The organism is Rhodococcus sp. P4_C10 (assembly GCF_056402135.1).
The window spans coordinates 1-12,977 of record NZ_JBFUHZ010000022.1; the positions used below are offsets into that span (position 1 = coordinate 1).

The window sequence follows — 12,977 nt, forward strand, 5'->3', positions numbered from 1 at the left end:
ACGCTGATGCGCAGCGTGCTGCCGGTGAACACGATGGCCATCGCGATGGGCCTGCACCCGCGCTGCGGCAACGAGGACAACCTGTGGGCCCCGAACGGCGAGGTCAAGATCACCTCCGCCGAGCAGGTCCGCCAGCTGGTGCGCGTCGCAGGCGAGCTCGGTCGTGAGGTGGCCACCGCCAAGGAGGCCCGGGACATCTACCGCATCGGCGAGACCTACGCCGACGCCGACGAGACCCTGGCGAAGCTCGGTTACGCGCCGAACCGCAAGCCCGGCCAGACCGGATTCACGCAGCACGCATAAGGGCAGCTCCGCCCCGCGACACCCCCTGAAGTCTGCTCGAAACGAACCAAGGAATAGCAATGGTGCTGCAAGCTCAACCAATCGAGAGCCACGCCGAAGCCTCCACGCCCTCGCGTAAGCGACGGATCTACCCGTGGGTGGTCTTCGCCCTGGCATTCGGCCTGCTGCTCTCGGACTACATGTCCCGGCAGGTCCTCAGCGCGGTGTTCCCGATCCTCAAGGCCGAGTGGTCCCTGTCGGACTCCCACCTCGCCTCGCTGAGCAGCATCGTCGCGCTGATGGTCGGACTGCTGACCTTCCCCCTCTCGCTCCTTGCGGACCGCTGGGGCCGGGTCAAGAGCCTGATCCTGATGGCGGTGCTGTGGAGCGTCGCGACGTTGCTGTGCGCGATCGCCACCAGTTACGAGCAGATGCTCGGCGCCCGCTTCCTCGTCGGGGTCGGTGAGGCGGCCTACGGCAGCGTCGGTATCGCATTGGTGCTCAGCGTGTTTGCGCCCCGCGTCCATGCCGCACTGGCCGGCGCCTTCATGGCCGGCGGGTCGTTCGGGTCGGTGATCGGTGTCGCCATCGGCGGCTTCATCGCGGTCCAGTTCAGTTGGCGATGGTCGTTCGCGGCGATGGCGGTCTTCGGCCTCCTGCTGGTCGCGGTCTTCCGGGTGGTCGTCACCGAGGCGAGGTTGAAGCGGTACGCCGTCGAGGACGCCACTCCCGGTGCCGCACTCGAGGCCGACGGATTCCGAGCCCCCGTCTCGAGCCTGTTCACCAACCCCACGGTGTTGTTCGTCTACCTCGGTGGCGGACTGCAGATGTTCACCGCCGCGGTCCTGCTGGCCTGGATGCCGAGCTTCTTCAACCGGTACTACGGCCTGGCGCCGGACAAGGCCGGCGTGGCCGCCTCGGTGTTCGTCCTGCTGGTGGGTACGGGCATGATCGTGTGCGGCATGATCACCGACCGGGTGAGCCGCAACGACCCGGCCGCCAAGTGGACCTCGGCGATCGCCTACTGCCTGATCTCGCTGGTGTTCCTGACCGCGGGATTCAGCATCGGCACCGGCACCGCCCAGCTCGTCCTGCTCGGGATCGGCGCGTTCTTCTCCGCCGGGTGTTCCGGTCCGAGTGCCGCGATGGTCGCCAACCTCACGCACACCTCGATCCGAGCCTCCGCCATGGGAACCCTGACCGTGGCCAACAACCTCCTCGGACTGGCCCTCGGCCCCTTCGTCGTCGGGATCCTCGCCGATCACCTGGGCCTGCTCGACGCCATGCGGCTGGCACCGCTCGTCTACATCGCCGCGGCCGCGGCGCTGTTGCTGGGCAGGCGCTCCTACCCGGCCGGGTTGCGGCGGCTGGCGGAGTTGCGTGCGAACGCAGCCCCCGCCGCACCGGCCAACTGAGTCCGCTCGACCCTACGAAACACGGAGAGATCATGAGCGAGAACGAGAGCAGCTATCCCGTGGTGGACGCGATGAAGGCCGGTGGCGGCTGGAACTCGCTCTGGGACGAGTTGCACGAGATGGACCCGGAGTGGACCGAGCTGTACATGAAGATGGCGATGCAGCCGTACCAGAGCGGGGTGCTCTCGCCGAAGGTCATCCAGCTGCTGTGCATCGCCGTCGACGCCTCCGCCACCCACATGTACGCGCCCGGTACCCGGCGCCACATCCAGGCAGCCTTGGACATCGGGGTGACGCCCGAGGAGATCCTCGAGGTGCTCAAGCTCGCCACCGTCGTCGGCATCCACTCCTGCAACATGGGGGTGCCGATCCTCGTCGAGGAGATGGCGGCACACAAGGAACGGCAGGCGGCCGCCTAGGTACGGCTCCAACCCGATCGCGCCTGTGCGGCACCACGTTCTTCCGTGGTGCCGCACAGGGAGCGCGTACAGGCGTTCGTACTCTTCGGAGTCGGTGACATCGGTCGCCACAAATCCCTCGCCGCCGAAGTCGCATTCGGGGTGCGCGAGCAGGTTGCGATACCACTGCGGGTGTTTCGTTCCACCGAAATTCGAGGCGACCACGACCACGTCACGCCCATCGTGGAAGTAGGTGATCTGTACCGCACGGGGTAGACCCGACCTGGCGCCGGTGGTCTCGAGCGTCGCCGACGGAATCTGCCCCAACTCCCAGGTCAGGCGGCCGCCCGTAACCCGGTCCAGCCACGGGTCGCTGCGGACGACAACGCGGCGCGCGAAGGCCTGTCCTGCCCGCGTCCGCCCGAAACGCTCGAAGAGCCGGTACAGGCGCCCGTGGCTGTTCGTCGGATCGATGTAGCGCAACGGCACCCGGCGCACCGTGTGCCGTCGACGACCGCCCACCTCCACATCAGGCGCGTGGCGACGAGGGTCCGGCGCAGGAACGCGTGAAGACATGATCCAACGTTAGGAAGCCCGTCGTCCCGCCGCATCGGGCAATGGTTGTATCTTTCGCCGCAGGAACCGGCCGCAATGGGCAGTTCGACCCACCGGCGCCCGATCAGCGATGGTGTCACCGCTCGCCGCGTTCGGCCGGGCGACCTCTTGTGATCACGCGGCAGGCGGTGAAACGTCGTAGTCATGGTCGACGAACTCGCGCGCGGCCGTACCGCGTACCGAGAGCATGTCTGGGACGAGGCGTACGCCTCGCTGTGTCGCGCGGACGAGTCGGCGGCCCTGGATCCGGACGATCTCGAGGCGCTCGCCGAGTCTGCACACTTCACCGGCAGGACCGAGGAGAGCGTGCAGGCACACGGCCGGATCTACACCGACCGGCTGCGCGATGGCGACCACTGCGGCGCTGCGATGTGCGCGGTCCGGATCCACCTCGTGTTGATGCTGCGCGGTGACGTGCCTCCCGCCATGGGTTGGCTCGCCCGCGCACAGCGCCTCTTGCACGACGAGCCCGAGAGCGCGGTGCACGGCTACGTGTGCGTCGCCGAGGCCGAGGCAAATTTCCAGGGCGGAGACGTTGCGGGTTCGCTCGATCTGGCGCGCAACGCCACCCGGATCGGCACCCACTTCGCAGATCCCGACCTGGTGAACCTCGGCCTGCACCAGACGGGCCGGGCCCTCGTTGCGCTCGGTGACGTGTCGGGCGGAACGGCACTACTCGACGACGCGATGGTGGCGGTCACCACCCGGGAGGTGAATGCAACCAGCTCCTGGTGGATCTACTGCAGCTCGATCAACATGTGCGACTACATGTCGGACTTCGAGCGCGCCAGCGCGTGGACGTCCGCATTCGAGAAGTGGCTGCGCACGCAGCACGGCGGCACTGCATTCTCCGGCTCGTGCCGGATGCACCGATCCCGGATCATGCGCCTGCACGGAGCATGGTCGGACGCCGAACGCGAAGCGCGGCAGGCATGCACGGGGCAGAACGGCACCGTTGCCATGGACGCGGGACAGGCGTGGTACCAGATCGGCGAGATCCGACGGCTGACCGGTGACCTACCCGCCGCGGAGGTGGCGTTCGGGCGGGCCGGCAGCTACGGCTGGGACGTTCAGCCCGGGATGGCCCTGCTGCGGGCCGCGCAGGGCCGCGCCGACGCCGCCGCCGCCGGGCTCGCCCGCTCGCTGGCCGAACATCCCTCGGACCGCCTCGCCAGGGCGAAACTGCTCCCGGCGCAGGCAGAAATCGCGGCGGCCGCGGGGAACCTGGAACTCGCACGCGCGGCGGCCGACGAACTCGCCGCCATGGTCGACGCCCCGCCGGCCGTCCGGGCCTCAGCGGCACAGGTCGCCGGTGCCCTGCGTCTGACCGAAGGCGACCCGGCCGGTGCGTTGCCCGACCTACGAGCCGCCGCACGAACCTGGGCGGACCTCGACATGCCGTACGAGGCCGCGCGAAGCCACCAGCTGATCGGACTGGCCTGCCGTGCGATCGGCGACGAGGACACCGCGCGCCTCGAATGGGACACCTGTCGTGCGGTGTTCAGCCGCCTGGGCGCGTCACCCGACCTGACCCACATCGACGAACTACTCGGACGTGCACGGCAACCGATGCCACTCCCGGACGGGCTCAGCGTCCGGGAGGTCGAGGTGATGCGACTCGTCGCCGCCGGACTGACGAATCAGGAGGTCGCTGCGAGTCTGTCGCTGAGCAAGAAGACCGTCGCGCGGCATCTGAGCAACATCTTCGGCAAGATCGGCGTCACCACTCGCGCCGCAGCGACCGCCTATTCGTGCCGCCACGGCCTGGACTGATGCCGGTCGTCGTCCATGGTGGGTCGAAGTACCCACGAGAGCTGCTTCGGGCGGCGGGTGGATGCGACGACCGCCCGATGCGTCGACGACGACCGACGACCTACCGTCGGATCATGTCCATGGGACTCGAACCGCCACGCCGCCGCGGCGACCGAATGCCCGGCGTCCGAATGCCCGACGGCCGGATGCGAGTGGGACGTGAAACGAGTAGTCGACCGGGGGCCGTTGCGGTCCCACGCTCGTATCCCCTCCGCGCGGGCGAGGCGGCGAAATTCAACGATGTCACGGCGGGACGGGCCGAGCGCGAGCGCCTACGCGACCTGCTCTGCCGCCATGTCGGCCGCGATGTCGCCCACCGCGCACTCGAACACGACGCGCTGCCCGACCGCGACGGGTTGGCCGGCGGCGAGGTCACCCAGGCCGCGGTTCTCTTCATCGACATCGTCGGCTCCACGAACCTTGCGGCGACCCGGCCACCGGACGAGGTGGCGACCGTTCTCAACGCGTTCTTTCGGATCGTGGTCGCCACGGTCGAACGGCACCACGGTTTCGTCAACAAGTTCGAGGGCGATGCCGCCCTGGCGGTCTTCGGTGCCCCGCGGCCCGTCGCAGACCCAGCAGGATCCGCGCTCGCGACGGCCCGGGAACTGCGGCCCACTCTCCGCGCGCTGGACGCGATCGACTTCGGTGTAGGCGTCTCGTTCGGCGAGGTGTTCGCGGGGAACATCGGAGCCGAACAGCGGTACGAGTACACCGTCATCGGCGATCCCGTCAACGAGGCCGCCCGGCTCACCGAGGTCGCGAAGACCTGCGAGTGCCGCGCCCTCGCGTCGGGGCACGCCCTCACCGCCGCGGCCTGGGACGAATCGCAACGCTGGATGCCGGTCCGGAGCGTGACGCTGCGGGGGCGCACCGAGCCGACCCTCCTGGCCGAACCCGTACTCGAACTCGACCCTTCACGGAGTCGAGCTGCCGTGCGGGCGGCCGACTCGGGCTAGCCTCGACGGGCCTCGCGGGCAAGACCCCGCCCGGCGACGGGGTCACGCGGCGGGGAGGTTCGATGCGGCAGTGGTGGTCGGCGTTCTGGGACCGTCCTCCCGGTTGGGTGCTGCTGGCCGCCACGGTCGCGGTGTGCCTGGCAGGCCTGTGGGCGCTGAGCTACCCCACCCCCAACGGGTGGATCCTGGTGCTCGGGTGTTTCTGGCCGACCGTGGTGATCGCAGCCTGCTGGCTGACCCGGACCGCCGCGTTCCTGGTGCGGACCAAGACCTGGTCCGCCTGGCTGCTCGCGGTGCCGGCCGTCGCGGTGGTCAGCGCCGCACTGGCGGTGTTCGACGCGCCGCTGCAGGCGCGGTGGTCCCTCGCAGCGGGCGACTTCGCGGCCGCCGTCGACGAGGTCCGGGCCGGCACCGACTCCGGACGGGAGCGCCGGATCGGCAGCTACGACGTCGGTGGCGTACGCACGCACGGCGACAACTTCTACTTCGTCATCCCCGCCAGCGGCTTCCTGAACGACGACGGCGTGGCCTACCTGCCGAACGGGGAGCCCACCACGCCCGACCCGGTCGGCGAGGGCGTGCGGGTGTGGCACCTGCGCGGGCCCTGGTACTCCTTCAGCGCGGGCTGGTGACGCGGGCTGTTCACTCGCCGGCGAGGAACTCCGCGACCACGGCCTCGAACTGGTTCGGCCGGTCGCGGTGCACGCTGTGCCCCACCTCGATGGTCACCACCCGGCAGCTCGGGATGGCGGCGGCCGCCGCCGCCAGCCTGCCGGGATGCACCATGCCGGACGGTCCCCCGCAGACCACCAGCGTCGGCGCCGCGATCCGCGGCAGCCGGTCCCACCAGGTGGGGTTCGGCCGGTGGAACTGGGCCAGCGCGCTGCGGGTCATGGACCGGTCGAAGGCCAGCGCCGCCCGAGGATGACGCAGCAGGCTGGTGGTCGCGTGCCACAGTTCGACGGGTGTCGGCAGCCGGCCGGACATCGGCCCGACGGTCTCGCCCGGGCGCAGCGGCAGCGGCGTCTCCTCGAGCACCAGCCGCCGCACCAGCTCGGGACGCGACTGGGCGAGCAGGCTCGCGCAGTGCCCGCCGAGCGAGTGCCCGACCACGTCCACCTCGTCGAGTGCCAGGTGATCGCACAGCGTGAGCAGGTCGCCGCCGAACTCGTCGAACAGGTACGACGGCGCGTGCGCGCTGCGCCCGTGGCCGCGCAGGTCGACGGCGATCACGCGACGACCGCCCTGCGCCAGGGTCCTGGCGAACCGGTCCCAGGTGCGGCTGTCACCGCCCATGCCGTGCACCAGCAGCACCGGCACGGCGTCCGGGCCGCCGGAGTCCCGGTAGGAGATCTCGAGCCCGTCGACCATGGTGGCCACAGCCGTCGTCACCATCGGTTACCGCCCTTCGCGCCGTTCACTGGTCCTGCGGAGGCTACCGAGCGGGCGTGCCCAGGATCGCCTCGGGACGCAGGTCCAGCCGCCGGAGCAACTGGGCGTTGACCGCCACCACCACCGTCGACGCGGACATCAGCAGGGCACCGACCTCCATCGGGAGGGTGAAACCCCAGGGCGCCAGGACCCCCGCGGCGAGCGGCACCGCGATCACGTTGTATCCGGCCGCCCAGGTGAGGTTCTGGATCATCTTGCGGTAGGTGGCGCGGGAGAGTTCGATCACCGACAGCACCGAACGCGGGTCGTCGCTGGCCAGCACCACCCCGGCGGAGGCGATGGCCACGTCGGTGCCGGCGCCGATGGCGATCCCGACGTCCGCCTGGGCCAGCGCCGGGGCGTCGTTGACGCCGTCGCCGACCATGGCGACCTTGCGGCCGGCGGACTGCAACTCCTTGACCTTCGCGCCCTTGTCCTGCGGCAGCACCCCGGCGAACACCTCGTCCGCAACACTCCCCGTCGCTCCGCTCGCCACGATCCCCAACCGACGCGCCACCGACTGCGCCACCGCCTCGGCGTCGCCGGTGATCATCGCGACGTGCACGCCCCGCTGGTGCAGGGCATCGATGGCCTGCTCGGACTCCGGGCGGATCTCGTCGGCCAGCGCGACCGCCCCGACGACGACGCCGTCGCGGATCACGTGCAGCACCGTCGACCCCTGCGCCGCCCAGTCCCGGGTCTGGGGCAGTGCGTCCAGCCCGCGGTCGGCGAGCATCTTCGGTCCGCCGACGCCGACCTCCGCCCCGGCGACGGTGCCGGTGACGCCCACGCCGTTGTGCGCGCGGAACGCGTCGGCAACGGGCACGGTGAGTCCACGGTGTTCGGCGGCCGCCACGATGGCCCGGCCGAGCGGGTGCTCGCTGTCGCGCTCGACGGAGGCCGCCAGGGCGACCGCCTCGTCCTCGCCCACCGCGCCTGCACCGGCCGCGGCGACGAGGGCGGGGCTGCCCTTGGTGAGGGTGCCCGTCTTGTCGAAGAGCACCGCCTCGACGGTGCGCATCGACTCGAGCGCCCGACGGTCGGTGATCAGCACCCCGGCCCGGGCCGCCCGCTCGGTCGCGATGGACACCACCAGCGGGATGGCCAGCCCCAGCGCGTGCGGGCAGGCGATGACGAGGACCGTGATGGTGCGGGTGACCGCGTCCTCGGGGGCGCCGAGGATCAGCCAGACCGCCGCGGTGATCAGCGCGGCCCCGAGGGCGAACCAGAACAGCCAGGCCGCGGCGCGGTCGGCGAGCACCTGGGCGCGCGAGGAGGAGTTCTGGGCCTCGCTGACCAGGCGGCGGATGCCGGCGAGCGCGGTGTCGTCGCCGACCGCGGTGACGCGGACCCGCAGCGCCGAGTCGGTGCTGACGGTGCCGGCGACCACCCGGTCCCCCGCCTCGCGCCGCACCGCCAGCGACTCCCCCGTGATCATCGACTCGTCCACGTCGGCGGCGCCGTCGACGACGGTGCCGTCCGCGGGGATCCGGCCACCGGGCCGGACGACGACCAGGTCGCCCGCGGCCAGGTCCGCGGTCGACACGGTCACAGTCTCGTCGCCCTCGACCCGTTCGGCCTCGTCCGGCAGCAGGGCGGCGAGGGACTCGAGCGCGCTCGAGGCCTGGCCGAGGGATCGCATCTCGATCCAGTGCCCGAGCAGCATGATCACGATGAGAAGCGCGAGTTCCCACCAGAAGTCGAGGTCGTGGGCGAGCAGGCCGAGGCTGGCACCCCAGGAGGCGACGAACGCGACGGTGATGGCCAGCGCGATCAGCAGCATCATGCCGGGCTGGCGGGCCCGGATCTCGTCGACCGCGCCGGACAGGAACGGCCGGCCGCCCCACAGGTACATGACCGTGCCGAGCAGCGGCGAGACCCAGGTGATCGCCGAGCCGGCGGGCAGGGAGTAGCCGACCAGGTCCGCAAACATCGCGTTGGCCAGGACCACCGGCACCGCGAGCACCAGCATCACCCAGAACAGCCGCCGGAACTGGGCGACGTGGTCGCCGTGCCCGGCGCCGTGCTGGTCGTGACCGTCGTGTTGGTCGTGACCGGACGGGTGCACGCCGTGGTCCGTCCCCTCGGGGGCCTCGACGTCCGGGTGGTCCGTGTGCATCTCGCGCTCGGCGTCCATGCCCGCAAAGTTTACCCCCTAGGGGTATGGATCGCAGGGCGTGGAGCTGCGGGCGACGTCCTCACTCGTACACCCCCTCGACCGCCCAGCTCGCGCCGACGAAGATCAGCAGCAGCGCCTTCGGCTCGTCCAGCAGCACCTGCGCCCGGGCCGAGCGCCGCGACTGCGCCGGGTCCCACCACCGCTCGTCCAGCAGCCACGGGCCCGCCCAGCCCCGCAGCTGCCAGCTCCGCCTGCCCCACCGCAGCAACGTCGGCGACGCACTGAAGGCACCCCGCTCGGTGACCCACACCGCGTCGCCGGCCGCGTCCTCGAGCGTCACCGCCGGACTGCCCGCCAGCACCGCGGAGGGCGCGGGTTCGGGCAGCCGGCCGGGCCACGGCGCCGCGGGGTCCACCGCGGGCACCAGCTCGTCGCCCAGCGGCAGCAGGGTGACCCGTTCCCCCGGTCCCCGGCCGCCGCTGAGCACGCCCACCTGCACCGCGTCGCCGCCGAGCAGTCCCTGGACCCGGACCAGCGCGCGGCGGGCCCGCTCGTCCTGCGCACCGACCCCGCCCCACAACCCCAGCTGCAGCGCCCCGGCCTCCACCACCTCCACCGGCTCGAGCCGTAGCACCTCGATTCCCGCGGTCGGCCGGGACTCACTGCGGCCGGTGAGCCAGCCGTCCAGCTGCCAGCGCACGCGGTCCGCCGTGCCCTCCGGGGTCAGCGGCTCCGCGCAGCGCCAGGTTCGCGAAAGATGTTCTCCGTTACCGGTACTCGCGTGCACCAGCAGTCGGGTGCAGGCCACCCCCGCGGCGGCCAGCCGGGCGTGCAGCCGCTCCGCCAACGCCCGCGCCGCGAAGGCCGCCGCGTCCACCCGGTCGAGAGGTGGGTCCGGGCGGTGCTCGACCACGAGGTCCGGCGGCAGCGGCCGCGCCGAGGGCGGACGCTCCGGCTCCCCGCGGGCGCTGCGGTGGGCCAGCACGGCGTCGGCACCGAAACGGGACGCCACCGCCACCGGGGCCAGGGCCGCGAAGTCGCCGATGGTGCGCAGGCCCAGCCGGCGCAGCAGGTCCACCAGGTCCGCACGTTCGGGCGCGGACAGGGCGGGCTCGGCGGCCAACTCGGACACCGGCATCGGCGCCAGGAACCGGGCGCCGCCGCCGGGTGGGACCAGCACCGCCCGGCGGGCCGCGATCACGGCGGTGGAGAGCTCGTCCGCCACCCCCACCTGACACTCCACCCCGGCCGCCGCGGCCTCGTCGACCAGCCGTTCCGCGGCGGACTCCTCGGAACCGAAGTAGCGACTCACCCCGCGCGCGGCGAGCACCAGCAGCCCCGGGCGCAGCACCTCCACCCCGGGCGCCGCCGCGTCGACGGCCGCGGCCACCGGCTCGAACAGTCGGGCGKCGCGGCCGGGGTCCGCGGCGAACACGTGCAGCCGCGGGCAGCGCCCCTGCGCCTCGCGCCTGCGCAGCCCCCGTCGGACCCCCTCGGCGCGGGCCGGCGCCGAACACGCGATCACCCGGTTGCCCGACAGCACCGCGACCGGTTCGGTCGGAGCCAGGTCCGCCACCGCGGCGGCGGCGACCGCCGGCCAGTCCGGACACCACAACGCCAGCACCCGGGCCGGACTCGACACGATCCCGGCACTCATGCGACACCGCTTCCGAGTTCGCGCGGCCCTGTCCCGGCACGCGCCGCGACGGCGACCTCCTCTGGCACCCATTCCACCCGGCCGCGGACCGGACGCAGGTCCAGCCGGGCGGTGCGGGCCTGGAAGGCCCGGCCCTCCGCGGTGACCGCCAGCCGCAGCCCGTGCAGCCGCCCGCGACCCAACTCCCCCAGCCCCTGGTAGCCGCGCACCGCGGCCGCCAACCGCACCTCGGCGCCGCCCCAGTGCCCGTCCGTCACCACCAGCGTGGCGCCCTTGCTCCGGGCCCGGGCCACGATCGCCCGCGTCCGCGAGGGCGGCACCGCCAGCCCGCCGAGGCCCAGCACCACCAGGTCCATGCCGTCGAGGAGGACCGCCGCCACCTCGACCGGATCCGGCCCCGGGTCCGGGATCACCGCCAGCCGGCCCAGCTCGGCGCCCATCTCGACGGCGGACAGCAGGCCCAGCCGGGGCAGTCCGATCACCGCCGCATGCCCGCCCGACTCCGTCACCGCGGCCAGCAGGCCCGACAGCAGCGAACCCGCACCGGACACCGAGACCACCGAACCGCGCGCGAGCCCGCCGCCGGGCAACAGCCAGGCCAGCGCGGGCGGCACCGGCAGCACCGGTCGACCGCGGCCCTCGTCCGGCACGACCCGGGCATCGGATACGGCCCGGCCCGGTTGCCCGGCACCGCCCCAGGGCCGGGCCGGGCGGGCCACCGCCTCGCCACGTGCGGGCACCGCGGCGATCTGGCGTCGGAGCTGCTCGAGCCGCTCCGACCGGGACAGCCCCCCGACCGAGTCGACCCCAGCCGTCGGAACCGAATCCGTCGCAGCCAAATCCGTCGGCACCGAACCCGACAACACCGCGCCTGACTCCACCACCACAGCTCCCTCCGCCGACGTACGCCGGACGACACCCGCGGGGAAGACGCAGAAACCGAACACTCTTTCGATAAAACCCAGTAAAGCCCACTCCGTCCGTCGACGTCAAGGCAACCGAGCCGGTCCGCGTCGGCCACGAGACGCAGCTCACCGTTCGGACTGGCTGCACTGTCGGCAACGTCCACTACCCTCACGGTGTGGCGGAGCAGGAGCGGGAGCAGCGGATCGTCGGACCGGACTACCTGGTGGCCGGTCGGTACCGCCTGAGCGCCAAGCTCGGCGGCGGCGGGATGGGTTCGGTCTGGCTCGCCCGCGACACCCTGCTCGACCGCGAGGTCGCCATCAAGCAGGTCATCTCCACCGCCGGGCTCACCGAGGAAGCCGCCCGCGACGTCCGCGCCCGCGCCATGCGTGAGGGCCGGATCGCGGCCAGGCTCTCCCACGACCATTCCATCGCCATGTACGACGTGGCCCTCGAGGGCGGTGAGCCCTGGCTGGTCATGGAGTACCTGCCCTCGCGCAGCCTGGCGCAGGCCCTCAACGTGACCGAGGCCCTGCCGCCGCTGCAGGTCGCCCAGATCGGCGCCCAGGTGGCGGACGCGCTGTCCCAGGCCCACGCCGCCGGCATCGTGCACCGCGACATCAAGCCCGGCAACATCCTGATCGCCGACCGCGGCCGCGCCGCGGGCACCGTGAAGATCAGCGACTTCGGCATCTCCCGCGCGAAGGGCGACCCGCATGTGACCCAGACCGGGGTGATCACCGGCACCCCCGCCTACTTCGCACCGGAGGTCGCCCGCGGCGAGGACCCCACCGAGGCCTCCGACGTGTTCTCGCTCGGCGCCACGCTGTACACCGCCACCGAGGGGCAGCCCCCGTTCGGCATCGACGAGAACTCGATCGCCCTGCTGCACAAGGTCGCCAAGGCCGAGATCATGCGGCCGGTGCACAGCGGCGACCTCACCGACGCACTGCTGCTGATGCTCGAACCCGACCCGGCACGGCGCCCCACCATGGCGCAGACCCGGGACCTGTTGGCCCACATCGCCGCGGGCAGCGGCGGCAGCATCGGCTACGTCCTCGACGCGCCCCTGCTCGAACCGGACGGCACGGTGCCGTTCTGGGCGCGGCGGTCGGCGGCCAGCGGGCCGGTCCGGCGCGCGAACCGCCTGCCGTCGAGCACCGTCACCGGACTGCCCGCCGCGCACCAGAGCGTCCCGCTGGATCGGGTGCCCCGCCCCGGACCCCGGGTGCCCGAGGCCCCCGGCCACCTTCCGGTGGCGCCGGCCCCGGCGCCGGCCCACTCGGCCGTCCCGATGGCCGTCGCCATCGTGCTGCTGTGCGTCGCACTCGCCGTCGTCGCCGTGGTGATCCTCGCGCTGACCCGGATGTGACTCACCCCGGC

Annotated in this window: 10 protein-coding genes and 2 pseudogenes; 7 read left to right on the top strand and 5 right to left on the bottom strand. The window is 72.3% G+C overall.

What is annotated here, in order from left to right; translation table 11 throughout:
• The 3 genes from AC1DWC_RS16040 to AC1DWC_RS16050 all read left to right on the top strand — a co-directional run.
• Positions 1 to 303, top strand: a 303-nt coding sequence (locus AC1DWC_RS16040; RefSeq protein ID WP_477909582.1) for a 3-keto-5-aminohexanoate cleavage protein, incomplete at its 5' end; no start/stop codon positions are given.
• Positions 304 to 362: 59 nt separating this feature from the next.
• Entirely contained in the window at positions 363 to 1,697 is a 1,335-nt protein-coding gene (locus AC1DWC_RS16045) for an MFS transporter (protein ID WP_477909584.1), read from the top strand.
• 32 nt (positions 1,698 to 1,729) lie between these two features.
• Positions 1,730 to 2,116, top strand: coding sequence for a carboxymuconolactone decarboxylase family protein (locus tag AC1DWC_RS16050; RefSeq protein WP_477909586.1), 387 nt, complete (start codon positions 1,730 to 1,732; stop codon positions 2,114 to 2,116).
• Positions 2,117 to 2,155: 39 nt separating this feature from the next.
• Here the strand turns inward: AC1DWC_RS16050 and AC1DWC_RS16055 are convergent.
• Positions 2,156 to 2,671, bottom strand: a pseudogene (locus AC1DWC_RS16055) (nitroreductase family deazaflavin-dependent oxidoreductase); the annotation flags it as partial.
• A 183-nt stretch (positions 2,672 to 2,854) separates the two neighbouring features.
• On the opposite strand from AC1DWC_RS16055, the gene AC1DWC_RS16060 reads away from it, so the two are divergent.
• From AC1DWC_RS16060 to AC1DWC_RS16070, 3 genes and pseudogenes are all read left to right on the top strand, one after another.
• A complete protein-coding gene (locus AC1DWC_RS16060; protein WP_477909588.1) occupies positions 2,855 to 4,483 on the top strand; it encodes a LuxR C-terminal-related transcriptional regulator in 1,629 nt (542 codons plus the stop codon).
• 272 nt (positions 4,484 to 4,755) lie between these two features.
• Positions 4,756 to 5,481: pseudogene (locus tag AC1DWC_RS16065) on the top strand (adenylate/guanylate cyclase domain-containing protein); the annotation flags it as partial.
• 62 nt (positions 5,482 to 5,543) lie between these two features.
• Positions 5,544 to 6,113 carry a hypothetical protein gene (locus tag AC1DWC_RS16070; protein WP_477909589.1) on the top strand — a complete coding sequence of 190 codons (570 nt, stop codon included), beginning with the start codon at positions 5,544 to 5,546 and terminating at the stop codon, positions 6,111 to 6,113.
• 10 nt (positions 6,114 to 6,123) lie between these two features.
• On the opposite strand, the gene AC1DWC_RS16075 is transcribed toward AC1DWC_RS16070, so the two are convergent.
• The 4 genes from AC1DWC_RS16075 to AC1DWC_RS16090 form a co-directional block, all read right to left on the bottom strand.
• Positions 6,124 to 6,876 carry an alpha/beta fold hydrolase gene (locus tag AC1DWC_RS16075; RefSeq protein WP_477909590.1) on the bottom strand — a complete coding sequence of 251 codons (753 nt, stop codon included), beginning with the start codon at positions 6,874 to 6,876 and terminating at the stop codon, positions 6,124 to 6,126.
• Between the two features lie 40 nt (positions 6,877 to 6,916).
• Complete coding sequence (locus tag AC1DWC_RS16080) at positions 6,917 to 9,031, bottom strand: copper-translocating P-type ATPase (RefSeq protein ID WP_477909652.1); 2,115 nt, start codon at positions 9,029 to 9,031, stop codon at positions 6,917 to 6,919.
• Between the two features lie 79 nt (positions 9,032 to 9,110).
• Positions 9,111 to 10,688, bottom strand: a complete 1,578-nt coding sequence (locus tag AC1DWC_RS16085) for a DNA polymerase Y family protein (protein ID WP_477909592.1) — start codon at positions 10,686 to 10,688, stop codon at positions 9,111 to 9,113.
• Entirely contained in the window at positions 10,685 to 11,527 is an 843-nt protein-coding gene (locus tag AC1DWC_RS16090; protein ID WP_477909654.1) for a hypothetical protein, read from the bottom strand. Before AC1DWC_RS16090 ends, AC1DWC_RS16085 begins: the two co-directional genes overlap by 4 nt.
• A gap of 242 nt (positions 11,528 to 11,769) precedes the next feature.
• Between AC1DWC_RS16090 and AC1DWC_RS16095 the strand changes: the two genes are divergently transcribed.
• Positions 11,770 to 12,966 (top strand): serine/threonine-protein kinase, encoded by a 1,197-nt coding sequence (locus AC1DWC_RS16095; protein ID WP_477909594.1) that lies wholly within the window; start codon positions 11,770 to 11,772, stop codon positions 12,964 to 12,966.
• Positions 12,967 to 12,977 lie beyond the last annotated feature (11 nt).

What these genes read in the sequence shown, in the direction of transcription:
- AC1DWC_RS16045 (WP_477909584.1), top strand. Translation starts at nt 363, where the DNA reads ATGGTGCTGCAAGCTCAACCAATCGAGAGCCACGCCGAAGCCTCCACG.
- AC1DWC_RS16050 (WP_477909586.1), top strand. Translation starts at nt 1,730, where the DNA reads ATGAGCGAGAACGAGAGCAGCTATCCCGTGGTGGACGCGATGAAGGCC.
- AC1DWC_RS16060 (WP_477909588.1), top strand. Translation starts at nt 2,855, where the DNA reads ATGGTCGACGAACTCGCGCGCGGCCGTACCGCGTACCGAGAGCATGTC.
- AC1DWC_RS16070 (WP_477909589.1), top strand. Translation starts at nt 5,544, where the DNA reads ATGCGGCAGTGGTGGTCGGCGTTCTGGGACCGTCCTCCCGGTTGGGTG.
- AC1DWC_RS16075 (WP_477909590.1), bottom strand. Translation starts at nt 6,876, where the DNA reads ATGGTGACGACGGCTGTGGCCACCATGGTCGACGGGCTCGAGATCTCC.
- AC1DWC_RS16080 (WP_477909652.1), bottom strand. Translation starts at nt 9,031, where the DNA reads ATGCACACGGACCACCCGGACGTCGAGGCCCCCGAGGGGACGGACCAC.